Source organism: Bremerella cremea, assembly GCF_039541315.1.
In the GTDB taxonomy this organism is placed as follows: domain Bacteria; phylum Planctomycetota; class Planctomycetia; order Pirellulales; family Pirellulaceae; genus Bremerella; species Bremerella cremea.
Window position 1 is genome coordinate 572,811 of sequence record NZ_BAABFZ010000004.1, and the last position, 23,475, is coordinate 596,285.

Annotated in this window: 20 protein-coding genes; 13 read left to right on the forward strand and 7 right to left on the reverse strand. The window is 55.8% G+C overall.

Annotated features, from left to right (window positions below):
* Positions 1-22 precede the first annotated feature (22 nt).
* The gene (locus tag ABD890_RS16950; RefSeq protein WP_345092278.1) at positions 23-658 is read right to left on the reverse strand and encodes a 3-keto-disaccharide hydrolase; all 636 of its coding nucleotides are present in this window, start codon (positions 656-658) and stop codon (positions 23-25) included.
* Between the two features lie 91 nt (positions 659-749).
* A complete protein-coding gene (locus tag ABD890_RS16955; protein WP_345092281.1) occupies positions 750-1,706 on the reverse strand; it encodes an NAD-dependent epimerase/dehydratase family protein in 957 nt (318 codons plus the stop codon).
* 171 nt (positions 1,707-1,877) lie between these two features.
* Here ABD890_RS16955 and ABD890_RS16960 point away from each other — a divergent pair, with 171 nt between their 5' ends.
* The 7 genes from ABD890_RS16960 to ABD890_RS16990 all read left to right on the forward strand — a co-directional run bounded on the left by ABD890_RS16960 (position 1,878) and on the right by ABD890_RS16990 (position 6,807).
* On the forward strand, positions 1,878-2,288 hold the full coding sequence (locus ABD890_RS16960; protein WP_345092284.1) for a VanZ family protein: 411 nt from the start codon (positions 1,878-1,880) through the stop codon (positions 2,286-2,288).
* 17 nt (positions 2,289-2,305) lie between these two features.
* A complete protein-coding gene (locus ABD890_RS16965) occupies positions 2,306-3,343 on the forward strand; it encodes an endonuclease V (RefSeq protein ID WP_345092288.1) in 1,038 nt (345 codons plus the stop codon).
* Positions 3,344-3,441: 98 nt separating this feature from the next.
* Positions 3,442-4,221 carry a hypothetical protein gene (locus ABD890_RS16970; protein WP_345092291.1) on the forward strand — a complete coding sequence of 260 codons (780 nt, stop codon included), beginning with the start codon at positions 3,442-3,444 and terminating at the stop codon, positions 4,219-4,221.
* Positions 4,222-4,320: 99 nt separating this feature from the next.
* Positions 4,321-5,259 carry a DUF6807 domain-containing protein gene (locus ABD890_RS16975; protein WP_345092294.1) on the forward strand — a complete coding sequence of 313 codons (939 nt, stop codon included), beginning with the start codon at positions 4,321-4,323 and terminating at the stop codon, positions 5,257-5,259.
* 1 nt (position 5,260) lies between these two features.
* Complete coding sequence (locus ABD890_RS16980) at positions 5,261-5,941, forward strand: hypothetical protein (protein WP_345092297.1); 681 nt, start codon at positions 5,261-5,263, stop codon at positions 5,939-5,941.
* A 333-nt stretch (positions 5,942-6,274) separates the two neighbouring features.
* Positions 6,275-6,466 carry a hypothetical protein gene (locus ABD890_RS16985; protein WP_345092300.1) on the forward strand — a complete coding sequence of 64 codons (192 nt, stop codon included), beginning with the start codon at positions 6,275-6,277 and terminating at the stop codon, positions 6,464-6,466.
* Between the two features lie 95 nt (positions 6,467-6,561).
* Positions 6,562-6,807 (forward strand): carbon storage regulator, encoded by a 246-nt coding sequence (locus tag ABD890_RS16990; protein WP_345092303.1) that lies wholly within the window; start codon positions 6,562-6,564, stop codon positions 6,805-6,807.
* Positions 6,808-7,064: 257 nt separating this feature from the next.
* Here the strand turns inward: ABD890_RS16990 and ABD890_RS16995 are convergent, their stop codons facing one another.
* Positions 7,065-7,289, reverse strand: a complete 225-nt coding sequence (locus tag ABD890_RS16995; RefSeq protein ID WP_345092306.1) for a hypothetical protein — start codon at positions 7,287-7,289, stop codon at positions 7,065-7,067.
* Between the two features lie 670 nt (positions 7,290-7,959).
* On the opposite strand from ABD890_RS16995, the gene ABD890_RS17000 reads away from it, so the two are divergent.
* On the forward strand, positions 7,960-8,385 hold the full coding sequence (locus ABD890_RS17000) for a secondary thiamine-phosphate synthase enzyme YjbQ (RefSeq protein ID WP_345092309.1): 426 nt from the start codon (positions 7,960-7,962) through the stop codon (positions 8,383-8,385).
* A 99-nt stretch (positions 8,386-8,484) separates the two neighbouring features.
* Here ABD890_RS17000 and ABD890_RS17005 read toward each other — a convergent pair whose 3' ends face one another.
* Positions 8,485-9,627, reverse strand: a complete 1,143-nt coding sequence (locus tag ABD890_RS17005) for a lipid-binding SYLF domain-containing protein (RefSeq protein WP_345092312.1) — start codon at positions 9,625-9,627, stop codon at positions 8,485-8,487.
* A gap of 181 nt (positions 9,628-9,808) precedes the next feature.
* Positions 9,809-10,999: an amidohydrolase family protein gene (locus ABD890_RS17010; protein ID WP_345092430.1), complete on the reverse strand. Its 1,191-nt coding sequence runs from the start codon at positions 10,997-10,999 to the stop codon at positions 9,809-9,811.
* 203 nt (positions 11,000-11,202) lie between these two features.
* Here ABD890_RS17010 and ABD890_RS17015 point away from each other — a divergent pair, with 203 nt between their 5' ends.
* Together ABD890_RS17015 and ABD890_RS17020 are read left to right on the forward strand one after the other, a co-directional pair.
* Positions 11,203-13,404 carry a protein kinase domain-containing protein gene (locus ABD890_RS17015; RefSeq protein WP_345092315.1) on the forward strand — a complete coding sequence of 734 codons (2,202 nt, stop codon included), beginning with the start codon at positions 11,203-11,205 and terminating at the stop codon, positions 13,402-13,404.
* 13 nt (positions 13,405-13,417) lie between these two features.
* Positions 13,418-15,157, forward strand: a complete 1,740-nt coding sequence (locus ABD890_RS17020; protein ID WP_345092318.1) for an adenylate/guanylate cyclase domain-containing protein — start codon at positions 13,418-13,420, stop codon at positions 15,155-15,157.
* Positions 15,158-15,159: 2 nt separating this feature from the next.
* On the opposite strand, the gene ABD890_RS17025 is transcribed toward ABD890_RS17020, so the two are convergent.
* Entirely contained in the window at positions 15,160-16,593 is a 1,434-nt protein-coding gene (locus tag ABD890_RS17025; protein ID WP_345092321.1) for a bifunctional folylpolyglutamate synthase/dihydrofolate synthase, read from the reverse strand.
* A 497-nt stretch (positions 16,594-17,090) separates the two neighbouring features.
* On the reverse strand, positions 17,091-18,107 hold the full coding sequence (locus ABD890_RS17030; protein ID WP_345092325.1) for a DUF1559 family PulG-like putative transporter: 1,017 nt from the start codon (positions 18,105-18,107) through the stop codon (positions 17,091-17,093).
* Positions 18,108-18,744: 637 nt separating this feature from the next.
* Between ABD890_RS17030 and ABD890_RS17035 the strand changes: the two genes are divergently transcribed.
* The 3 genes from ABD890_RS17035 to ABD890_RS17045 all read left to right on the forward strand — a co-directional run bounded on the left by ABD890_RS17035 (position 18,745) and on the right by ABD890_RS17045 (position 23,468).
* Entirely contained in the window at positions 18,745-19,674 is a 930-nt protein-coding gene (locus tag ABD890_RS17035; RefSeq protein ID WP_345092327.1) for an ABC transporter ATP-binding protein, read from the forward strand.
* Positions 19,675-19,737: 63 nt separating this feature from the next.
* A complete protein-coding gene (locus ABD890_RS17040) occupies positions 19,738-21,606 on the forward strand; it encodes an ABC transporter permease (RefSeq protein WP_345092329.1) in 1,869 nt (622 codons plus the stop codon).
* Positions 21,603-23,468, forward strand: a complete 1,866-nt coding sequence (locus ABD890_RS17045) for a hypothetical protein (RefSeq protein WP_345092332.1) — start codon at positions 21,603-21,605, stop codon at positions 23,466-23,468. Before ABD890_RS17040 ends, ABD890_RS17045 begins: the two co-directional genes overlap by 4 nt.
* The last annotated feature ends 7 nt before the right edge of the window (positions 23,469-23,475 follow it).

The following is a 23,475-nucleotide window of genomic DNA, read 5'->3' on the forward strand; positions in this document are numbered from 1 at the left end:
AAGCCTCGTCGGATAGCCGGCCTTATTTGGCCAGCGAGGTGACTTCGATCTTTCGGATTTCAGCACTGCTTTGCCACGCAGAGAAACCGAGTGGCTGCGAAAGAGTGACCTCGTTGCGGGTCGAGATCTTCTTTCCTTCGATGTTCGCGTCGACGACCTGTTTATCGTCGATCCAGGCCTTGATCTTCTTGTCCGTGACCCGGACTTTGAAGCGGTACCACTTGTTGTCGTCGAAGGCGACGTATTGGGTCGTTTCGTTTTCGGAGGCATCGACGCCGTCGATACTGCTCAGGCCGACCACCGCTCCACCCCATCCGCCATTGATAAAGCTGCAGTGGCTATCCTTCACCGGGAAGGTAGCGGCGGCGAAGAAATCGATCCCCATCGTGCGACGGGCTTCCCAGGTCAGCTCGTAGTTATTGCGGGGAAGGTCATTGTTCTTATAGGTGATGCCGGTCAGCATCACCCCTTGGCCCATGGTGATCACCCCTTCTTTCAGGGCGACTTCACCTTCGCCACCGAACTCGGGCACATTCCACAAGTCCATCGACTTGCCGTCGAACAGCGAACGCGTCTTGGTCTTAGTTTCTTCGGCAGCCAAGGGCCAAGCCAGGAGGGCAATCAGCGTCCAGCAGGCCAGCATTGAAAAGCAACGCATGAGGTCAATTCGCTTGTGGGAGGGAAGGGGGGAAGGTGAGCCTGGTGGGCGGCGACATGTTCAGCCTATCAAGACCGCCGGCGAGATTCCATTAGCCGTGCCAGCTTCGGTACCAGTCGACGTATTCCTGGATGCCATCTTCGATGAGCACCTTCGGGGAATAACCGAGCAGCTTCTCGGCTTTCTCGAGATTGGCGTAGGTCACCGGCAGGTCTTCCGGGCGTTCGGGCAGATAGTCGATTACCGCCTTCTTCCCGAACGATTTCTCCAGCAGTTCGATCAGCCGACGCATCTCGATCGGATCGCTATGCCCCACATTGATTTCTTCCCCCACGACCCCATCAGCCGTGAGGGCGGAGATGAAGCCTTGGCAGATGTCGCTGACGTGAGTGAAGTCGCGACGGATGCTGCCATCGCCGAACAAGGGAATCGGAGTCCCTTCGTGGACAGCCTTGGCGAAGATCGTCAAAGCGAGGTCAGGGCGAAGGCGTGGTCCATAGACACTAAATGGCCGCAAACAGGCCGTCGGCACGCCATGGAGCTGATGATAGGTTAAGCAGAGCAGTTCGGCGGCACGCTTGGTCGCACCATAAGGACTGGCCGGGATGCCCAGCGGGGCGTTCTCGCAAAACGGGATGCCAGCACCTTTACCGTAGACCGTCGACGACGAGGCCAGTAGGAATCGTTTGACGGGGTGATGCCGGGCAGCTTCCAACAGCGAGAGCGTTCCGCCGACGTTGGCATGTTGATACATCTGTGGCTTCTGGACGCTGATCCGCACGCCGGCATAGGCCCCCAAATGAACGACCTGATCGATGTCGTGTTCGTCGAACAGTCGCTTCATTTTGTCCGAATCGCAGAAATCCCCTTCGATCAGGGTAACTCGCGATTCGTTGGCGACTGGCTTCACGTTCTCCCGCTTCAGGGCGGGATCGTAGTAGTCGTTGAAGTTGTCGAGCGTAACCAGTTTTTCGTCCGACTGCTTCAGCAGAATCTGCGTCAGGTGACTACCTATGAAGCCGGCACCGCCGGTAATCAGAATGGCCATGCGTATTTCACGCCTTGTGGGTTGATGAATCGGGAGAGTTGCCCAGGACCTATAATCGTTAGAAACCATACTGGATCCAAGCCCTTTATCGCAAGGCACGCCATGGTTGTTTGGGAATCTGGCGTCGATTAGGCTGGAGGCTGGTTATTGCTACCCTGCCGGGATCCCTTTATGTCGCTGCGAAAACTGCCCCTCTTGGCTACCATCGTCTTGGTTGCGTTGTGGGCGATCGCATTTACAGCGACCCATTGGCCGCTGCGGCAGGAGCCCAACGAGATTCTGTTTCCTCATGCTGACAAGATCGCTCACATGACGATCTATGCGGTGTTGGCTTTTGTGACGCTGTTAGCGTTGCGGGCCTGGAACTATCGCTGGACGCCTCTTTTGGCAGTGCTTGTCGGATTGGCGATGGTGGCGTTGGGGATGTTCGATGAGCTGACACAGATGCTGGTCGCAGGGCGAACGCCTGACCCTGCTGATCTGCTGGCTGATACGATTGGTGCCGCGTTAGGCATTGGCGCTTATGCTGTGGCGCGGGCCTGGTATGCCCGGCAAAATTACTCACCGAGTGAACCTCGCTAGCATGAAAGTCGGCATGGATGGGCCTATCGGACCTCAGACAGGTAGTCGAAGCGTTTCAGCTTCGAATCGCTGATCTGCCAGAACTGCTAACCGGATTACTTCAGCAAGTACCGGCCGGCAAAGTGACGACCTATGGCGATCTGGCCAAGGCCTTAGGCGATTCGGTCGCTAGTCGCTGGGTGGCAACGTGGCTTCTGGAGGCAGACTGTCCCTTAGGAGAGCTTTCGCATCGGGTCGTCCGATCAACTGGTGACATCGGGCTGTACTTCAGCGGCGACGTGCAGCAAAAGATCGCACGGCTGCAGGCCGAAGGGATCGAAGTCACTGAATCGAAGGTCAACTTGAAGCAGCATCGCTTCGCCCTGACCAAGGGTTCGATGCCACTGCTGGAACTGAAAGGTTGGCAGACGAACTTCGTTTGTCGAGCACGGCCGCCAGTGATGCTGGGCGATATTCGCACGATCGCTGGGCTCGATGTCTCTTATGCCGGCAATCAAGGCATTGCGGTTTGCAGTCGGTTCGACGTCGATGGGAAGACCCTCATCAGCCATGCTTCGATCTGCCGGCCGGTTTCGTTTCCGTATATCACCGGCTACCTTGCCTTCCGTGAACTGCCACTGCACCTGGAGTTGCTCGCCACGATGCAGGAAGAAGGGACGCTCCCGGATCTTTTGTTGGTCGATGGAAACGGACGGCTTCACCCGCGAAGATTAGGGATCGCCACGATGCTGGGAGCACTCGCCGGCATTCCTACGATTGGGATCGCGAAGAAACGAATCTGTGGAACCATTGCCAACGATCTGCCAGAGGTTGGCGTCTGGGAGCCGATCGCGGCGAGTCAAACCGAGCCGAACGATCTGCTGGGTTACGCCATCTTGCCCCACGCCAAGACGAAGCATCCCCAGTACGTCTCGCTGGGCTATGGGGTCGACGACCACCTGATGAAGACGATGGTCACGCGTTGCTTTGCCGGGCATCGCTCGCCAGAACCAATTCACGCGGCCGACCGCGAAAGCCGGCGAATTGCTAGCACTATCATCGCGACCGGCGCGTAGCGATGATTCCTCTGGACTCGGCTCGCGGAAATTAGGTAAGGTTCGGGCATTCGTCCCAATCTTCCCTGAGAAACTTTATTCCCAGAGCCGATTTGATCGTGAAAACTGCAACTCTGCCCACCGCCGTTCTTGCTGTTTGGTCTTCGCTGGTTTGTGTGAGCAACGCTGCCGATTTTCAGGTGGCGACTTCCATCTATCGTGGAAACGAACGATCGCCGGTGGCGTCTTATCAGACGGTTTTCAAAGGGGACAAAATCTACGACGTCGTGATGACGCCACCACGCCAGGTGACGATCATCGACTTCTCGACCGGGCAGATCACGATGCTGGACCCTGGTAAGGGACAAGACACCGCGGTCCGGACCACGATGTCGACCCAAGACGTCCTGCAGCATGCCACCTATTTCAAGCAGTACGGCGATTTGCCATCGAACCCATTGTGGGATTTCCTGAAGGATCCCTCGTTTCAGACCAGCTACGATCCGGGAACTCGGGTTCTCAAGCTGTCGGGCGATCCTTTGATCTATGAAGCCGATTTGCAGAAGATCGAGGACCAGCCGCTGGCGGATGCTTATTCGCAGTTCTGCGACTGGTCGGCGATGCTGAACTTCATTTCGATGGGAAGTGACTTGCCTCAAGCACGGATGTCGCTCAATGCGGAAGTGAAGAGCCGTGGGGCCGTTCCGACCGAAGTTCGTAAGACGATTCGGAATGCCGATCCATCGAAGATTGTCTCGCTGAAGAGCCGCCACGAATATCGTTGGACGCTCAATGTCTCGGATGACAAGCTCATCCAGTCGATCGAGGCCGATCTGGCCAAGGCCAAGCCGGTCAAATTCGATGCTTACATCAAGCGGGCTTCTGCCGCACAAAAGTAAGTGGTTGCTGGATTGCGGAATAGCTCTCAGGTAGGATGAGAACAGTATTTGCTGTTCACCCCTTCGATATCCCACCCGAGTCCTAAGGATATGCCGCGCATGCACCGCTTGTTCAGTCTGCTGTTGCTTCTCAGTTTTGCCAGTGTTAGCGTCGCTCAGACGTATGAAATCACGCAAGAGGAGGACGGGCTCACCGTTCACTACGATGGCAAACTGGTCACTCGCTATTTGAAGAAAAGCGGCTCGAAGCCGATTCTATATCCTTTGCTCGGCCCTGATGGCGTGCCGATGACGCGTCGCTATCCGATTGAATCGGTCGGCGAGAATGAAAAGAACGACCATCCTCATCACCGCAGCGTCTGGTTCACCCACGGCAAGGTGAATGGCACGGACTTCTGGCTGGAGAAAGAAGGCGAAGGGGGCGTGATCGTCCACGAGAAGTTCGAGAAGATCTCGGATGGTGAGACCGCCCAGATCGTGTCGCTCAATCGTTGGGAAACGCCGGAAGGCAAAGTTCTATGCAAAGATCGCCGGTCGATCACCTTCGGCCAGGACGAAGGCCGACAGTACTTCGATTATGACGTCACCGTGACGCCTGTCGATGAGCCGGTCACTTTTGGCGACACCAAAGAAGGGACCTTTGGGATCCGCGTAGCCGGCACGATGAAGACCGACGCCAAGATGGGCGGGACGATCGTCAATGACAAGGGCGTGAAAAACAAAGATGCATGGGCCAAGCAGTCGGCCTGGGTCGATTACTACGGTCCCGTTCAGGGCAAGACCGTGGGCGTGACTATCATGAATCACCCATCCAGCTACGGCTATCCAACCTATTGGCATGTGCGTACTTATGGTCTGTTCGCCGCGAATCCATTCGGCGTGCATGACTTTGTTGGCAAGAATGTTCAGTCAGGCGATCACACGATTAAGCCAGGCGAAGAAATGAACCTCCGTTACCGCGTGCTGCTGCATGAAGGGACGACGGAAGAAGCCGACGTCGCTGGTGCCTTTTCGCGATATGAAAAGGTGCAGAAGTAATATGCCGAAGCTCATACCTTTCTCACCGGCCCAACAGCGGCTGTTGGAGCGGTTTGAGCGAGCAGGTGGCGTCGTCGAGTTTTTTCTTTGCCAATCGACGACGCCTCATCTGATCGAAAGCCATCGCGAGGCTGTTCGCCTCGCGTTTCTCGAGCTTGGAGATCACAATGAACGCTGGGCACAGCAAGTCGCTCAAGTCCGTCAAATCCCGCGTTGCCGGCTTCCGAACATTCACGACGAAGCGGCTGCCATCGACAGACTGAATCCAAAAACGATCACCGTCGAGCAGTTTCTCGGGAATCGCTACGACCTCGCGCGACGCGAGCTCATCGTTGATGGGAAAAGGGATTATCCGAACTGTTTCTTCTATGCCCATGCCGAGCCGAAGCCAGCGAACATTTTGCCTCGGATCGATGGTGGCATCTCAGACGGCCTGGCGTACGCAATGTCGAGCCCGCCGTATCGTTTGGATGAGACACCGGAAGAAGTCGATCGCATGCTGCAGTCGATGCTACACGGCCTACTGAACGATCTGGCAGACGACCCGTTGCTGTTGAGTTGGCCAACCGATTGGTGCAACTACTTCGATGCTGGCAACGAATGGTGGGGAAGCTTTTTGTGGAGTGTCGGCGTGCCGGCATGGCAGCAGATTGTGGTGATGGCAGCCTCTTCAACCGACTAAGTTCTCGGGAAAACTAGCGAAATCGACTCAAGCCTGGAGGTGAATCGCCTGCAGGCTTTTTGTTCGCGCATAGATCGTAAATTTCCCATGCTTCCTATCCTATCTATGTCAAATTTTGCCGTCCCTATTGCCGATACCTAACCTTGCAAACACTTAACCTAGATTACCCAAACGGCCTATGTCTGGTGGCGACTAGAGATAAGCCGGATCAATACGGAGCATCCCCAACCTATGGCCGCTGAAACTCCGTGTTTCACTCAGTTGGAACACCTTCGGCAGTACATTTACCAGATTCTATGTGACAAAGAGCAACTAGAGCCGGGCGTATTCCCCATGACCGAGCGCGTGATCGTGCGAGCCAAAGATCCCTGTGGGATCTATTTCTGCTTGCATGGCCCTCGTAGCGTCAAATGCACGGCAATCTGGGAGACCGATACCAACACGATTTTGTTCTATGGAGCCAGTGGCGAGCGGTTCCTCAGAACGCAATTGTCGAGTGCTTCCGCCTTGCAAGTGGCTGCCTAACACCAGGCAGCCGCGGCCAATGGATTGGCCGCAAGTCGCATGATTTCTGGATTTCAATCATTCTTACGACCGCATAAACATGGAGGTTTATTCATATGCTAGTCCTTTCCCGCAAGGAAGGTGAGAAGCTTCGACTGGGCGAAGAGATCCTAATCACCGTTGTTAAAGTCGGAGCCGATAAGGTCCGTCTTGGAATCCAAGCGCCTTCCAACCTGCTGATCCTGCGCGACGAGCTGGACGTGCACGAGATCGCAGATGTTGAACAAGAAGAGCGCATCACGCTGGTATTCACCCAGGAAGTGAACCAGCCGGCCACGAAACCGATGCGGATCGCGGCCTAATCACGCCAGGGGCGGGTGTGATTGTAGAAAACGTAGGATGGCTACGCCCTTCACAGTGCGATAGCCATCATCCAAGTAAGGTGCGTCAGGCGGACATCGATGGCCGTCCGCTAGCGACGTGAGTAGCCATCCTACGAGAAGTGCGCGAAACCCGGCAGAAACGAACCATCAACTTTGACGATCGCGCATAAAAAAATGAGGGGTGCTACAATACCCCTCATTCATCTTGTATCATCCGATACGTCGTCAGCGAGAGATCACTCGCGAGGACGAATCGCTCCGGTCAGACCCGAGTAGTCGCAACGATCTTCTTCGTGCCACAGTGGTAGACCTTGTTCTACACGACGGCGAAGAACTTCGATCTTCGCTTCGGAACCGGCTGGGGCGTCGGTTGGGATGAACTCATCACCTGCATCCGGGACGAAGTCTTCGTCGTGGCCGAACTTCAGGATCGCATCGAAAACGTTCTTGATTTTCTGCATCTTAGGAAACACCTACTTTCAACATTTGAATCGCGCTGGGGCGTGACTTATATACGGCGTACGGTGCCGTTTGGTTTTGAATCGATCGAAGGAACTGGCAGTCAAATTTGTGCCAGCATTCCTTGCACGGGTATTAAGAGCAATATCCGTTCGCTCGTGAGACAGCACTAAGCCGAGAAGATAAATTTGGGGCTCTCGTCCCAACAGTTCTCGGCTTGCGATACTGACGGCCTCCACTTCGACCATTAAAAATTGGTAATTTCTTTGTGGGTCGGAAAGTCTTGAATCTTGGCCGTTGATCTCCCCTATGGATCCTCCTAGGTTTCGATCAAGCACACGATTATTTATTGATCGCTTAACGTGTCAATAGATTTTTCCGCTGGTTGCCGCAAGGGGAGTTGTCTCGTTAACGTTAAGAAGCTCAATATCTTCCGATCTAAAGAATAGGTCGGAAGTAGCAAAAGGCAAAAACTACTACCAAACGAGCAAAACAGCCTGCGTTAACGTCAGTTTAAAGGAAGCTTCTAGCCCGTACCCGGTTCACCTTACGGGTTGCCGAAGCCTCAATGTCTGGTGAAGCTGTAGCGATCAGACAGCAAGACCCCTTGCGAAAAGTTTTTTCCTTGCTCCAAATTTTTCACGAACATGAAGGCATATTTGGGGGGCCAGAATGACCTGGATTCAAAAAGAAATCACCCTACGTGCAAGATCGCGTGGGTTCCATCTCGTCACGCGTGACATCCTCAGCGAGCTGCCGGAACTGGCCACCATTCGGGTCGGTTTGCTGCATGTCTTTATTCAGCACACCTCGGCGAGTCTCGGGATCAACGAGAACGCCGATCCCGACGTCCAGGTCGACCTGGAGATGGCCTTCTCGAAGATCGTCTCAGAAGACTTCCCGTATGTGCATACGATGGAAGGTCCCGACGACATGCCTGCTCACATCAAAGCCGCCATGCTGGGCAGTAGCGTCACCATTCCGATCACCGACGGACGCTTGAATCTTGGTACCTGGCAGGGGATCTATTTATGCGAACATCGCAACCATGCCAGTCGTCGCCGCCTGGTGGTGACAGTCCAAGGCGAAGCTCGTTAGAAGCGGGCATTCTTCAACACCCCAAATGAAAAAGAGCGGGCAACCTGACAGGCTGTCCGCTCTTTCTTTGTGAGAATCGAATTGCTTGCCAGTGGCAAACTACTGTGGCGGTGCCAGCGTCGTCGCTGCCCCTGGTGGTGGTGGCAGTTGGATCGCCCCGTTCTCGGCAGCCATCGCGGCCAAGGCATCGGTGTAGGTGATTAGCAGCCCGTGAACATGCTGAAACTCGGGCCGCTGCGTCAGCGGAGCATAGTTGGCGTTGCCAGCGACCTGATCGTAGCGGGCGATCGCCGCTTGCAGGGCCTGAGGACTTGGGTGCGGACCTTGCTCGTAAACTTGCTTCGGCAAGGCCAGGTAGCCCCGCCATTGTTCGTCGAGAACACTGCCGAGCCGGTTCGATGCGGCGGCAAGTTCCATACGAAGCTGATCGATGCCGAGGCCATTCTGAGGGGGCACCATCGCAGGCATTTCGGTGGGGGCAGGCGTTGGCGTGGCGTTCGGATAGACCGTGTTCGGTTGTGGTTCGAGCACAGGATTGTCCGAGTAACGGGTGATCGTCTGCAGCAGTTCCGCGGCCGAAGCCGGCAGGACTGGCGTATTGGTGGCTTGCTGACCGGTCGGTGTCAGGCCGGTGCTGGCGTAATAGTTGCGATTTGCGGTGGTGTCGATCTGCAGCGAACTTCCATCGACCGAGGCCCCGACGAACAAACCACGGCTGCGGCTGTACGAGTAGATTTCACTCTTCAGCGAAAGGTCGGTACCGGCCGAAGCGTTGCGTCCCACTGGGCCCGCGGACGCAGCGGCGTCGACACCAATGGTGAACTTGCCACGCAGAAGCCCTTCGACGCTTTGCTTGGTCTGGAAGACGAGTACGACGTCGGTGGCCTGAATGCCAGCTTGCCAGCCGACGCTACCGCCGGTCATGGTGACGAATTGAGGTGGTTGCCAGACGCGGTTTTCATCGCGGACCAGCACCACACCGCGGCCATGTCGCACACCGACGACAAAACCCCCTTTGATCATGTTGGGGATAATAACGACCCCCTCCGCCTTTTCGAGCATCACGTGAGGGATGCCGCTGGCAGGAATGGCCATGATTTCATTCAGCACGGCGGTCGACTGACGGACCACCACGTCTTCGCGGCTTTGGGCACCAGGAAAGACTTGCTGAGCAAGAACGCTATGAACAGAAAGAAGCGACAGGGTCAGTGTCGCCAGCATGAGTGACGGGTAACGGGACATCTCTAAATCTCCTCCGTGAATTTCGGCCTTTGCTAGCATTGCAGACGCAGCGCTGCGGCCAGGGCTCGCCCAATGTATCGCAGTCGCAATCGGTGACAAACCTCGATTTGACGATGTTTGCCGGGCGATGATCAATTTGTTCTACGAAGGAGGTGGCTGATCGTTCAAACGTGCCGTGGTTTCATGGCTCGATCGTTGTTTCTTGCTGAGCCATGTATTTTTTCAGCTTCTTTTCAACCCCTGGGATCACCTTCGCGGCGTTCTGATGATAGATCTTCTTGAGCACCTCGTCAGGCAAGCCAATTCCGTAGATGTACCACAGGCCTTGCGGGGGCGGGACTTTCTCGGAGTAGGGGAAGTACTCGTCGAAGGTCTCGAAGAACCGCCAATAGTAGTGCAGCCGCTGTTCCGGCCATGGTCCATCCGTACCGAATAAGATCCGATCCTGATACTTCATGATGAACTCGCGGGAAGTATAGGGCTGGCGCCCCAGTTCTGAGATTCGCGAGGCAGGCTCGACGTAGAGGTTCGGATACCGCTCCAGCCACTGCGATAATGTCGCCAGGTCTTCCGAGTTGTTTGCAAAGTGCGCCCCGATGAAGGTCGTCTCTGGATGACGAGCAATCACGCGGTTGCGTGCCGCAAGAAGCTCTTCGCGCGACGGAAATTGGTCGCCGTAGAAGCTCCAGTCAGGATGCCGCGAAAGTTCTTCCCAGCGTTCGTTGGTGTTGTCGATCGGCTCGAAGAATGCGGCTGGATCGGCAGTGTGGATGATCACCGGTAGACCGAGGTCGCCGCAGGCCTTCCAGATCGGATCCCAGCGGGGGTCATCGATTTTCAGCAGCGAAGCATCAGCATCTTTGTAGCCAAGTCCGAATTGCTTGAAGAGCTTCAGCCCGCTGGCGCCTCGTTTCTTCACCTCGGCAAGTTCCAAGCTCATGCGACGACCGAAGTCAGGACGCTGGCAAGCCCAGGTTTCTGGCTTATCCGGATCCCCCTCGCCTTGCCAGTCAATATTGGCGTAGATCAGAAACCGATCGGGGTACTTCGTCCACAGATACTTCGCGTGATCGTCGAAGTCGTCACCCAGGCGACCATCCAGACTCACACACAGTGCGATATTGTTGCGATCCATCACGCCGACAAAATCGTCTAGTTGTTCAGGCGAGTGCTTCAGGCGATAGCGGAAGTGGGTGTGATCGTCGACGACCGGAAACTTGGCGTGCGTGAGGTTCGTCTGGCGAACCTTCATCGCTGGCTCGGGTCGAAACTCTCCGATGGCCAGTGGTCGCCCGTCTTTCCCGTCGAGTGGCTCGGTGGTTTCGCTGGTCTGGGCAAGCGAAACCGACGTGCCGCCTGCCAGCAGCAGCATGGCGACCGCAGGCAAACGCAGGTGTCGGAGAAGATTACGCATGAAAATTTCCTTTCGTCGTCAACATTTTTCGCCGGTAATAGAAAACCCTCGTAACGCTTTTCACGATGTCGAGGAAATCTGGCGGTTGGTAACGATTGGTTCCGAGGTTAATTGGCCGTAAAATGAGGCGATCATTCCAACCTTCCCCTGCTTGCGATGCTATGAGCCTGGACGAAACGCAACGACAAACCCCGGGACAACTCAGCGCGGCTAAAAATCTCAGCCGTCCCAAGGGGAAGCCTCCGTGCGAAATCCCGGGCTACGACCTCGATTCTTTGCTGGGTCGTGGGGCCTATGGCGAAGTCTGGGTTGCCACCGCACAGAACACCGGGCGACGGGTCGCCGTCAAAATCTACCACCATCGAGGGTCGCTCGATGAAAGCATGGTGGCTGCGGAAGTCGAGAAACTCGTCTTTCTTTCCGCAGATCGCTATGTCGTGCAGCTTTTGGAAGTGGGTTGGAACGCGGAGCCTCCCTATTATGTCATGGAATATCTGCCCAATGGCTCGTTGGAGGATCACCTCCGTCGGGGCGGAGCCATGCAGGTCGAAGAAGCCATCAACATCTTTCGCGATGTCGTGATTGGGCTTCTGCATGCTCATGGTAAGGGCATTTTTCATTGTGATCTGAAGCCTGCCAACATTCTATTGGATCAGGACGGGAAGGCACGGATCGCCGATTTCGGACAGTCCCGGCTTTCCCACGACCAGCGACCTGCGCTGGGGACGCTGTTCTTCATGGCTCCGGAACAAGCGGACATCGAAGCAACGCCTGATGTCCGCTGGGACGTATACGCCCTGGGAGCCATCCTCTATACGATGCTGGTAGGCGAGCCTCCGTTTCGCTCTTCTTCCAGCGTCGGCGAAATTGATTCTTCACGCGGACTGCGACAAAGGCTGGAAAAATACCGCCACGTAATAGCCACTTCACCCCCACCCGAAGAACATAAGAAGATCCCCGGCGTCGATCGTGAACTGATTCAGATCATCGATCGCGCGGTCTCGGTGAACCCGCGACATCGCTTCCACAACGTTCAAGAGGTGCTCGAGACGCTCAACGAACGAGAACGTCAGCGATATCGTCGCCCGCTGCTGTTGCTGGGGATTTTGGGGCCAGCCTTGTTGTTGACGATCGGGTTGTTCTTCGGCTGGCAGAACTACCAGACGGCGATGCTGGCTTCCGAGCACGCTATGATCTCGAAGGCGTACGAGAGCAATCAGTTCGCCGCAGAGTTGGCCGCGACCAACGTTTCCAATGCCATCAATGCCCGGTTCGAGGAAGTCGAGCGACTGGCCAGCGATCCAGAGTTCATTAAGCTAGTCGTGCAAACGATCGAAGATCCAGAGCTCAAACCTCTGCTTGCCAGGCTGCACGAGGTACGTGCCACCGGCCGAGATCAAACGCCTGACCGCGTCGCCTTCCAGCAGCACCCCAATCGCGAACCACTCCAGAAACGCGTTCGCGATCAGTTCGAGTTGCCTTCCCAGAAGAATACGGCGAGTTGGTTCGTGACCGATGCCCAGGGATTTCACCTGGCGTCCTCCTTCGATCTCGAGCCGTCGGTCTCGCCGATCGGTGGTTACTTTGGCTATCGAACTTACTTCCATGGCGGACGGGAAGATCTTTCCCCGAACGCTCCCACGCCAGCGCCCGATGAGACAACGCATCTTTCCGCCGTGTTTCATAGTACGGCTTCGGGAACCTGGAAAGTTGGTATGGCGACACCGATGCGGCACGAAGGAAAGATCGTGGCCGTCGTGGCGATGTCGGTCGATGTTGGCAAGTTCACCAGCTTGGAACCAGCCGAGCATCAGTTTGCCGTGCTCGTCGATGGACGCGATGCCCCGACCAACGGTGTGATTCTGCAGCATCCGCTGTTCGACCAACTGCTCGAGAAGCAGCAGCAGGTTCCAATCCGGTTTTCGGAAGAAGATCGTTACCGGGTCAAGCTCGCAAAGTTCGAGCAAGGGAAGCCCGTTGTTGGTAAAGATCCTTTGGGTGGCGACGAGCTTGGGAAAGAGTACGACCAGAACTGGATCTTCGCCGCGAAAGAAGTCCCGCTGCCACATCGCCCAGGCAAGCCAATCAACGTGGAGGGGGCCACAGGTTTGGTGGTTGTTGTGCAAGAGGATCACTCGTTCGCCGTGAAGCCGATTTATGAACTCGGGAACCAGCTCTCGCGTCAGGCGATCCTGGCGGCAACGTTGATTGTTCTCGTCGTTCTTACGTTGTGGTATTTTGTGTGGGGGGCTCTGCGGCGTGTGCCGAAGGGAGCCATGGCAACTGGTGATACTGGCAGCGTGATTCCACCGCACGAATTAACGACGATCGTCGCGCCCTCGAAGACGGGCGTCGATCCCTGATATCGAGAGCTAGATGGCCGAACTGTTTGCCCGAGATACGCTCTCTTCGCAGCGATGGCGGCGTCGACTGGTCCCTAACCAGCCGTTTGTTGTGGGGCGAACGACGTCGATCTTTCCTGTCTCATGGGACAAACAGGTCTCGTCCAAACATGCTTCGCTGACCTGGAATGGCGTTCAGCTCGAGGTCCGCAAGATTGAAGAAGCGGTCAATCCGGTCTTCTACGATTCACGGCCTCGCATCTCGTTCATGCTCGACCCTGGCAAGCACTTCGTGATCGGGCACACCGAATTTCTGCTCGAGAACAGCGAGCCGACGATGCCATTGCCGCATCGAAGTCCCAAGACGGAAGTGACCATTCGCCCGGAAGAGATCCGGGCAACCTCGTTCCGCAAGACGCCAGGCCGGATCGAACTGCTCACCGAACTGGTCTCGAAGATGACTGCTTCGACCGATCACGAGCAGCTGCTGACGATCATGCTGCAGCAGTTATTGCAAGGGATTCCACATTCAACCGACGTCGTGCTGCTAGAGAAAGAGAAGAGCGAAGTCGCCGCCTACATACCGGTCGCGTGGGATAGCCGCGATGGGATCTCGACCCCCGGCGGATGCAGCCAAGGGTTAATCGAGAACGCTACGAAGACGCAAATGTGCGTGCTGCATGTTTGGCCGGTCGATTCCGACAGCGATGCTTCTGACTATACCCAGGTCGCCGGGCACGACTGGGCCATGTGCATCCCCTTGAAGATCAAGTTGCATCAAGAGGCGGCACTGTACATCTCGGGGACGCGAGCACAACTCGATGGCAACCTGCCGGAAGTCGAACTGCTGCAAGACGACATTAAGTTTGCCGAGCTTGTCGGTTCAACTTTCGCAAATCTCTCACGCAACCTGGCGCTCGAACGTCGTCAGTCGCAGCTCAACCAGTTCTTTACGCCAGGGCTGCTCGATCATGTTGTGACCGACCTGGAAAGCTTCCTCGCACCTCGCGAAGCAGAGCTGATGGTGATGTTTTGCGATCTGCGAGGATTCACCTCCGCGGCGGAAGAACACTTCGATCGCTTGATTCCGTATTTGAATCAGACGAGCGAAACGCTGTCGCTGATTACCTCCGCGATTCTGGCTCAGCAAGGTGTGATTGGCGACTTTCATGGCGACGCGGTGATGGGCTTTTGGGGCTGGCCGGTTCCCATGGAAGAGAACCCACTCGGAGCGATCCAGGCCGCCTGGGAGTTGGTACAGAAGCTGGCCGGGGAAGACTTCCTTTGCGGAGAATCTGCACCCAAGGCAGGGATCGGTATGGCAGCCGGGCCGGCGGTCGCGGGCATGATCGGAAGTCGCGATCAGGTTAAAGTCACCGCGTTCGGTCCCACCGTGAACCTTGCCTCGCGCATCGAGGGACTCACCAAGCCGCTTGGCATTCCGCTGCTGCTGGACGAGAACGTGGTGGCCAAGTTGCAGTGTCATCCGTCGATGCCGCCCAGTTCCTTCGTCCGGCTGGGGTGTTTTCGACTGGCAGGTCTTCGACATCCAACCCAAGTTTTCACCGTGAACACCGGCGACCACGACTGGGTGCCGACGTTTTCTCAGGCTCTCGTTCAGTTTGAAGATGGCGACTGGCAATCGGCCGGGCGATTACTTCAAGAGATCCCTGGCAGCTTTGGGCCAGGCAAGTTGTTGACGCAATTCATGCAACAACATCAGCAGCGACCGCCAGCCGATTGGGATGGCGTCATTGCACGAACCGGCAAGTAGCATTAGTTAGCTGCGGTCGAAGTGGCCGCGTTGTGGTTGGCGTTCGTCTCGCTCCAAAAGCGTTTGAATTCGGCTGCAATAAAGAACGAGCCGGTGATGACCAGCACGTCGTTTGCAGTTGTTTCGGTAAGCGCTTCGTCAAATGCGGCCTTGGCATCTTCGGTCGTTACCATCGAGGACCCTGCTTGCGGGGCGATCTTTTCAGCAATCGCGAATAACTGGTCAGGGCTCGTTGCTCGTGGGCTGAAGCCGTACTTGGTAAGCCAGACTTTGTCGAACGCTTTGAGCAGTTGCCCCAGGACGGCCGCGTGATCTTTGTCGCCGCTTGAGGCGAAAACCATGCGGCGGCGCGCCTTCGGGAAGTGCTTTTGAAGGACGCCTACCAGTGCGGCGGCGGACGCATCGTTGTGAGCCGCGTCGACGATGACGACCGGGCTTTCCGAAAGACACTCGATCCGGGCGGGCAGGGCAGTGGTGGCAAGGCCTTCGCGGATTGCTTCCCTGGAAACGGCGTGGCCTGCATCGTTCAGCAAACGAACGGCTGCGATAGCGAGCCCTGCGTTGGCAATCTGATGATCCCCTTTCACTCGCAGTGTGAACGATTGGGGTTTCTCGGACTTCCACTGGAAGTCGAACGCTTGTTGGAAGAGTGCCCCGTGAGCGTTCTCTTGCCACGAACCTTCGACCACGCGGCTTTGGAACTGCTCGCCCAAGTGATAGAGCGGTGCTGCGTGTTCGGCAGCGACCCGGGTGATAACAGTCTGGGCTTCGTCCGCAGTTACACCGCTGATAACCGGGATGCCTTGCTTGATGATGCCCGCTTTTTCACCTGCGATCTCGGCAAGTGTATTGCCCAGCAGGGCGGTGTGGTCTCGGCTGATGCTGGTGATGATGCAGAGTTCAGGTTCGCAAACATTCGTCGAATCGAGTCGACCACCCAGGCCTACTTCGACCACGGCGAAGTCGACGTTTTCCTGTGCAAACAGCAAGAAGCTCATCGCGGTGGTGATCTCGAAGAAGGTCAGCCGGTCGTCCGGGGTCGCCGTTTCGTCCATCTTGGCGACGATCGGACGGATGGTGTCGACCAGTTGGACGATGTCTTCCGCCGAACAGTTGTCGCCGTTGAGCCAGAACCGTTCTTCCAGGCGTTCGAGGTGAGGCGAAGTGAATCGCCCGACGCGATAGCCTGATTTCCACAGGATGTTCGACAGAAAGGCCGACGTCGAACCCTTTCCCTTGGTGCCAGCCACATGGACGATCTTCAATTGACGCTCGGGGTTTCCCAGAGCATCCATTAAGGCCTGCATCCGGTCGAGCTTGAAGCTGCGGGAACGGTAAGGGATATCGGTGGTCCGCTCGTAGTTGATTCGCTGGAACAAATAATCCAGCGATTCCTGATAAAGGGGCGAGTCGGGGGCGGTTTGACTGGCGTCCAACGAGGTGGCTTTCCCAGAAAGTCAGCAAAAGGGTGGCCTGAAACTCCCTTCATCTTAACGGAAAAAGATTTCCGCTAAATGGAGTATTTGCCTGGGCGACGCTGTAGCCGTGTCGAAAGTAGCAAACTGATTGTCCCAGGTTCGAAATAAAAAAGGCCGGTTCACTGCGGGAAGTAAACCGGCCAGGGATCAGGAGACGGACGTTTGTTGTCAGAAACGGGAATGTATGTCGTTGGACAGACGAAACACACTCTTTTTGGAGGATTGCACGACTGTTTCAGGGAACGGACGTACGAGCTTGGTTGAGCTAATTGCACCCTGCGTGCCAATGGAAGATGCGATTTCAAAAAGAAAGCCGTAACTCAATTAGTATGTGCAAGTTACGGCGATAAAGAAAATCTGCGGCCTGAAAGTGCTAGCAATGCGGTTTGTAAGGATTGCAATTTGTACAAACTGCCATTGAAGTTCCTACCCAATCCGCACGGCTTGCCAGCATCTTAAAGCTTGTTGCGGAGGGAGACTTCGCCACCAAATCGGGTGGCAACCGTGCGATAGACGTTAAGATCGACGGTTTCAGTCACCTTGCTTACGCTTCCGTCGACAAAGGCGACATTCACCACGCCAGGATGGAAGCTGCGAGCGGTCACCGCGGCCATGCAGGGATTGTCGGCCACATCACCTGCGCCTTCGCCGTTGTTCACGAAGTCGGCTGGCTGCAGACGCCCATCGATGTTGAAGATTGTGTTTGGGGTAAAGAACGCCGTGAATCCGGTTTGCTGAACGTTGCCGCTGACCCACTGGGTATGTCCGCTGGGGGCACTGCCGGAGGTCACGTTCGCGTTGATCAGGCCTGCGACGTCGGAAAGGCTAGGCGGGCTGGTCAGCGAGTTGTCGTACTCGGAACCCTGATAAAACCGCGTGAAGCTGTTCACTTCCGAAAGAGCCATTGTATTGCTGGTGCCGTCAACGAACTCGGAAATCCGCGTGAAACGGTTCGCACCGAAGGCCCCGTCACCCCCTTGGGCTCCGTCGTAGACCAAAAAAGTGCCGTGCGACATGGCATAGTTCGAGGGGAAATGGTCCGGCACACCATCGCCAGTAACGTCGACCGCCCGGAGGTTCACTTCCGAAGGGCACTTGAACATGTCGAGCTCGATCGCTGGAAGGGGCACCCCGACATTCAGGATATTCGCAGCCGACCCATTCGACTGATAGGCGGTGTAAGACGTTCCCCAGTTGATTGCGGCTTCCAGTGGACCTTGCTCGATAAACGGCAAGATTCGAGCTAAGCCCGACCATTGACCGGTGCCATCCCACGCGGGCGGAAAGGTGTCGTAGGTATCGTGATAGACGTGGGTAGCCAGCGAAAGCTGCTTGAGATTGTTGGTGCATTGCATACGGCGAGCAGACTCTCGCGCTTGCTGCACCGCAGGCATTAACAAACCGACCAGCACCCCGATAATTGCGATCACGACCAACAATTCGACAAGCGTGAAACCGGCACGGCGATTCATTTCGAGGCGATCCCTGAGAAGTCTAGGCAGGAGGTCTGGGGACAAGCGGAACGCTCCCCCACGCTAGGTACATGAATGATACCCGCGTTGACTCCTCAAACCGAGTGTTTTTGACACGATTTTTGACGTTATTTTGTTCGCTAGTGACCTGGTCACACGAATCGAACCGTTTCGGCTGAAGGGAATGCGGTAGGCTTTAATAAGTGACAAGTCCCTGTTAGCTACATACCCCAGTCCACCAGCTATGTTCCGCAGCCGCGGCGCGCTGAGGATTCGTAAACAAAATCCCCTCAATCGTGTGGGGCAGGTGTGGCTACGTAAATCGCAGATCAAGCCCGCATAAGCGGTAGAATGCGGACAATAACAGGGGAAGATCCCATGAAGTCACCAAACTGCCCAGGTTTGGTTCCTTGTCACTGGGGGAAGCCCCATTTATAGTCGGACTTTTCCCTTAAGTTCTTTCCGCTTCGTAAGAAGGCGAGAGAAAAAGCAGGCAAAGCTAGCCGAACCAAGCTGGCTCCGCTGCGTAGACAGGGGATATCGGACTGTTTTGGCGCAAGATCGCCCGAAGCAGTTCACTATTTTCCTCATCTTATCTCTTTCGTACCAACCATCACCGTGGCTTGAAACAGGTTCCATGGCATCGGTAGACACTCAACCGCAATCGTCCGCTCCCTCGTCCAACAACGAAGTCATCATCGAGACGCGAAATCTGACCAAGATCTACCGCGACTTCTGGGGGCGTCAAAAAGTCCGAGCTCTGAAAGCACTCGACCTTGAAGTGCGTCGCGGCGAAATCTTTGGTCTTTTAGGACCAAATGGTTCCGGCAAGTCGACCACGATGAAGTTGTTGCTGGGGCTATTGTTTCCCACCAGTGGTCAGGCACTTGTCTTCGGGCAAGATCCGACGAACATCGCCACGAAGGAACGCATCGGGTATCTGCCGGAAGAGTCGTACCTCTACCGCTTTCTGGATGCCCGCGAAACGCTGAACTTCTATGGCCAGCTGTTCAACATGCCAGCCGACGTTCGCCAGAAACGGGTGAACGACCTGATTGAAATGGTGGGTCTGAAGTGGGCGGCCAAACGCCAGCTGAAGGAATACTCGAAAGGTATGACCCGTCGTATTGGTCTGGCCCAGGCCTTGATCAACGACCCTGAGCTGATCTTCCTCGACGAACCAACGACCGGGCTCGATCCGATCGGTATTCGTGAAATGAAGGACTTGATCCTGAAGCTCAAGGACGAAGGCAAGACCGTTCTGGTCACCAGCCACCAGCTGGCCGACTTGCAGGACGTTGCCGACCGAATCGCCATTCTGCACCAGGGTGAATTGAAGGAATTGGGCCGTGTCGATGCCTTGTTGAAGGTGAGCGACGAAACCCAGATTCGTGCCAAGGGAGTCAGCGAAGAAGCGAAGGCTGAGATCCGAGCCATCCTCGAACGGGAAAACGCCGAGAACATCTCGGTCGAAAACCCAACGACCACGCTCGAAGAGCTCTTCTTGAACATTGTCCGCGAAAGCGAAGCCCGACCTGGCCGCCGTGCCGGTTCGGATCGCTCGTAGAACCATTGTTCAGCCCGTTTGGCCCTCCTTTCCACGCGAACCTTCGAGTAAGAAACAATCACCATGGGGATCGAAGATAATATTCAGCCGCTAAGCGAGTGGCTCCTTCCTATCCCGGGCGAGCAGTTCGGCGGCTTGCTTACCTACCTGATTGCCTTGGTCATCCTGATTTTGGCCGGGCTGGTATTCGGGTTTATCGTCTCCGTTTTCCGCAACGGTCCGTTCGAGGCTTTCTATGCCGTCTTCGGAACCGCTGTGAAATCGGTGCCGGAACTGCTTTCGATCTCGCCACGCCGTGTCTGGGCGATGACCTGGCTCGCGTTTCAGGAAGCGATTCGCAAGAAGGCGTTGCTCGTCTTCGCTTTGTTTATGGTCGTCCTGTTGTTCGCCGGGTGGTACATCAACCCAAGTGCCGAACAGCCGGTCCGTTTGTACCTGACGTTTGTGCTTACCTTTCCGAAGTGGTTGGTGCTGCTGCTCGTGATCGCGCTCAGCGTGTTCAGCCTGCCAGACGATATCAAACGCCGCACGATCTACACCATTTACACCAAGCCCGTTCTGCCGAGTGAATTGTTCCTCGGTCGTTTGTTCGGTTTTGTGGGCGTTGGTACGATTGTCCTCTTCGCGATGGCCTTCGTTTCGTACTTGTTCCTGATGCAGGGCTTCAGCCACAAGCATTACGTCAACGCTGACCAGCTGGTCCAGGGCGAGAACGAAACTCTTATCGGCGAAACGACCGAGACCGCCGGTCACAAGCACGCGGTGACGATCTATCCGAACGACACCGCTGAAATCGATCGCGTCCACGAACATCGTCACGATGTGACCATCAACGAGAACGGCGGCCCGGAAGACAAGTACGTCCTGAGCGGGCCGAACGACATGTTCCAGGCCCGTGTGCGTCACATCGGGTCGGTTCGCTTCCTCGATCGTTCCGGCAAGAACGCCGCCCCGCGTGGTATCAACGTCGGTAAGGAATGGGAATACTTCAGCTATATCGAAGGTGGTACGTTCAGTGCCGCAGTTTTCACCTTTGAAGACTTGAACGACGGCATGTTCGCCGAAGTAGTCGACGGCGACGAAACCAAAGAAATGTTGCCGCTCGAATTCAACCTGAGTGTCTTCCGTACCTACAAAGGTACCATCACCGAAGGTATTCGCGGTAACTTCTACTTCAAGAACCCTGAAACGGGCGAACGAAGCATTGCGATTCCGTTCACCGCGTCGGAAGAATCGGACCTGCATTACATCCCGCGAACCTTGTCCAACTTCAAAGCCAATAGCGACAAGCCGGAACTCGACTTGTTGGAAGATCTCGCCACGCAGGATGGCGGCCGTTTGGAGCTTTGGATCCAGTGCGCCGAGCCGGGCCAGTACTTTGGTGTCGCCCAGAACACGGTTTACGTTCTGGAAGACAATCGCAGCTTCCTGCTGAACTACGTTAAGTGCTACGTCGGCATCTGGTTGCAAGTCGTCCTGGTGATCACGTTCGGTTTGGTGTTCAGCACCTTCCTGAATGGTCCGGTCGCCTTGCTCGCCTCGTTCCTCTCGCTGGGCTACGGTAGCATCGCCGACGATGTGAAAGGCCTGGCCCGCAACGTGATCTTCAACGAGAAGACCGGTTGGTACGGGGGTGGTCCGGCCGAGGCCATGGTGCGACTATACACTCAGAAGAACATCATGACCGAATTGGAAGGTGCCATCTGGGTCGACGTCGTGAAAGCGATCGACACGGTCTTTGCCTTCATGATTTACGCCTTCGTCAACATGCTGCCTGACTACAGCATGTTCGATACCCAAGGCTTCGTGGTGGATGGTTACAACATCCCAGGAGCCGTTGTGGCAGAACAATTCATCACCGTCCTCGGCTTCCTCGTCGCGCTAGTCGCGGTTGGGTACTTCTTTCTGAAATCGAAAGAAATCGCAGCATGAGCAAGAATAAATCTTTTCAGCACAAGGTTGTTTACGGCGTTTGCATCATCGTGATCTTGATCGCGGTGTCGTTGATCAGCCGACCAGCAACCTCGAATCAGCCTGGCGGTATGCTCGCTCAAATGCGGCGCGAGTATCGCATCTCTGACGCTCAGCTGGGCAAGGTCGACCCAGCGAGTGAAGCGATGCGTTTGTCGTTGCTCGGTTTGGACGGCGTGGCGATCACGTTCCTGTGGAGCAACCTGAACGAATATCAGAAGACGGAACAGTACACCCTGATGGAGGCCACGGCCAAAACCATCTCGTACTTGAATCCGCACTTGTTGAAGGTTTGGGAATTTCAGGCCTGGAACCTGTCGTACAACGTTTCCCGCGAGTTCGATAACTACAAGCACCGTTATCTGTGGGTCAAACGGGGTATCAACTATCACATGGATGGTACCGAGTACAACTACAACGAACCCCGCATGATGAATTCGATCGGTCACTTCTTCGGCAACAAATTCGGCAACGCCGACGAGAAGAAGGAATACCGCGAGATCTTCCCGGACGACGACATCTTCCACGAAGAAATTCAGAAGCATCTGGAAGGTACGAAGTACTCGGTCGTTGAAGGTGCCGAAGGGGTTCAAGAGGGCAAGCCAGACAACTGGCTGGTTGCTCGTCTGTGGGACCAATGGGCCACGGAAGTGGTCGACAACGGCCTGGGTAGCATCGGTGCCATGTCGCCAACGATCTTCTATCAGTACCCTGCAAAACGCCTGATGAACTTCGGCGAAGCGGCCGAGAAAGATGGCAACATCTCGGAAAAGGCTCAGGCCGCTTGGGCTCAAGCCTATGACGAATGGCGTGAATATGGCGACCACGAGTTACCATCGACGTACGGTATTCCGATCAAGCTGAACGACGCAGATCGTCTGAAAGTTGAAATCGAAGAAGTCGGTAAGAAGTTCGACGACGCCTACGGACAGTACAAAGAAAAGGTCTATGCCGAGAAGTTCGCCAAGCTTCCTGAAGAGACGCGTAAGGCAATCGAAACGCCGAAGGCCGAACGCACGGAAGAGCAGATGAGCCTCGCCCGCATGGCCGAGCCATCGGTGAACGTTTCGCGATTTGAAGTCGTCGCGTACATGCGTGACAACAACATCGACGGCGTGCTGGAAGCTTCCAAGCTGGCCAACGTGCTGGATGAAACGGAGTTCATGCGAGGCGTGATCAACCGTCAGAAAGACATCGTCGCTTTCAACTACTGGCTGACGCGAGCCAAGTCGGAACGAACCGACCGTACCGTCGAAGCCCGGAAGTTGGTTTACGATGCTCACGAAGCCTACAAAGCGGCCGACCTTGTGAAGGCTCGCGAACTGTACGAACAAGCCTGGGAACTGTGGACCGGTATCTACGAAGAGTTCCCAGAACTGCGAGAAGATGCTTCGTCCGATGTGCTGGCCGACTCGATCAAAGAGTACCGCGAACTGCTGAATCACTTCGATCAGGACATCTCGCCAAACTTCCCGCTGATCGACATCTTGCGGGCCGAAGCGGGCGGCGATTTCCAGGAACCAGAATGGGTTCCGGAAGATGCTCCAAAGTCGGATGAAAAGGCCGAAGCCGAAGCGGGTGAGATGAAGTCGGAAGAAGCTCCGAAGGAAGAGCCTGCCGATGATCCGATGGAAAGCAAGCCTGCTGAAGTATCGGAGAAGCCTGTCGCCGAACCGAAGAAGGAAGAAGCTTCCGCCGAGAAACCAGCTGAAGAAAAACCTGCTGACGAAGCCGAGGCGGAAGAATCGAACGAGTCGAAGCCAGCCGAGGCCGCTAAAGAATCGGCGGAGTCGGGCGACGAAAAGAGTGCTGACCCAGAGTAGGACTCTG

What these genes read in the sequence shown, in the direction of transcription:
- ABD890_RS16950 (WP_345092278.1), bottom strand. Translation starts at nt 658, where the DNA reads ATGCGTTGCTTTTCAATGCTGGCCTGCTGGACGCTGATTGCCCTCCTG.
- ABD890_RS16955 (WP_345092281.1), bottom strand. Translation starts at nt 1,706, where the DNA reads ATGGCCATTCTGATTACCGGCGGTGCCGGCTTCATAGGTAGTCACCTG.
- ABD890_RS16960 (WP_345092284.1), top strand. Translation starts at nt 1,878, where the DNA reads ATGTCGCTGCGAAAACTGCCCCTCTTGGCTACCATCGTCTTGGTTGCG.
- ABD890_RS16965 (WP_345092288.1), top strand. Translation starts at nt 2,306, where the DNA reads ATGGGCCTATCGGACCTCAGACAGGTAGTCGAAGCGTTTCAGCTTCGA.
- ABD890_RS16975 (WP_345092294.1), top strand. Translation starts at nt 4,321, where the DNA reads ATGCACCGCTTGTTCAGTCTGCTGTTGCTTCTCAGTTTTGCCAGTGTT.
- ABD890_RS16980 (WP_345092297.1), top strand. Translation starts at nt 5,261, where the DNA reads ATGCCGAAGCTCATACCTTTCTCACCGGCCCAACAGCGGCTGTTGGAG.
- ABD890_RS16985 (WP_345092300.1), top strand. Translation starts at nt 6,275, where the DNA reads ATGACCGAGCGCGTGATCGTGCGAGCCAAAGATCCCTGTGGGATCTAT.
- ABD890_RS16990 (WP_345092303.1), top strand. Translation starts at nt 6,562, where the DNA reads ATGCTAGTCCTTTCCCGCAAGGAAGGTGAGAAGCTTCGACTGGGCGAA.
- ABD890_RS16995 (WP_345092306.1), bottom strand. Translation starts at nt 7,289, where the DNA reads ATGCAGAAAATCAAGAACGTTTTCGATGCGATCCTGAAGTTCGGCCAC.
- ABD890_RS17000 (WP_345092309.1), top strand. Translation starts at nt 7,960, where the DNA reads ATGACCTGGATTCAAAAAGAAATCACCCTACGTGCAAGATCGCGTGGG.
- ABD890_RS17005 (WP_345092312.1), bottom strand. Translation starts at nt 9,627, where the DNA reads ATGTCCCGTTACCCGTCACTCATGCTGGCGACACTGACCCTGTCGCTT.
- ABD890_RS17010 (WP_345092430.1), bottom strand. Translation starts at nt 10,999, where the DNA reads ATGCTGCTGCTGGCAGGCGGCACGTCGGTTTCGCTTGCCCAGACCAGC.
- ABD890_RS17015 (WP_345092315.1), top strand. Translation starts at nt 11,203, where the DNA reads ATGAGCCTGGACGAAACGCAACGACAAACCCCGGGACAACTCAGCGCG.
- ABD890_RS17020 (WP_345092318.1), top strand. Translation starts at nt 13,418, where the DNA reads ATGGCCGAACTGTTTGCCCGAGATACGCTCTCTTCGCAGCGATGGCGG.
- ABD890_RS17030 (WP_345092325.1), bottom strand. Translation starts at nt 18,107, where the DNA reads ATGAATCGCCGTGCCGGTTTCACGCTTGTCGAATTGTTGGTCGTGATC.
- ABD890_RS17035 (WP_345092327.1), top strand. Translation starts at nt 18,745, where the DNA reads ATGGCATCGGTAGACACTCAACCGCAATCGTCCGCTCCCTCGTCCAAC.
- ABD890_RS17040 (WP_345092329.1), top strand. Translation starts at nt 19,738, where the DNA reads ATGGGGATCGAAGATAATATTCAGCCGCTAAGCGAGTGGCTCCTTCCT.
- ABD890_RS17045 (WP_345092332.1), top strand. Translation starts at nt 21,603, where the DNA reads ATGAGCAAGAATAAATCTTTTCAGCACAAGGTTGTTTACGGCGTTTGC.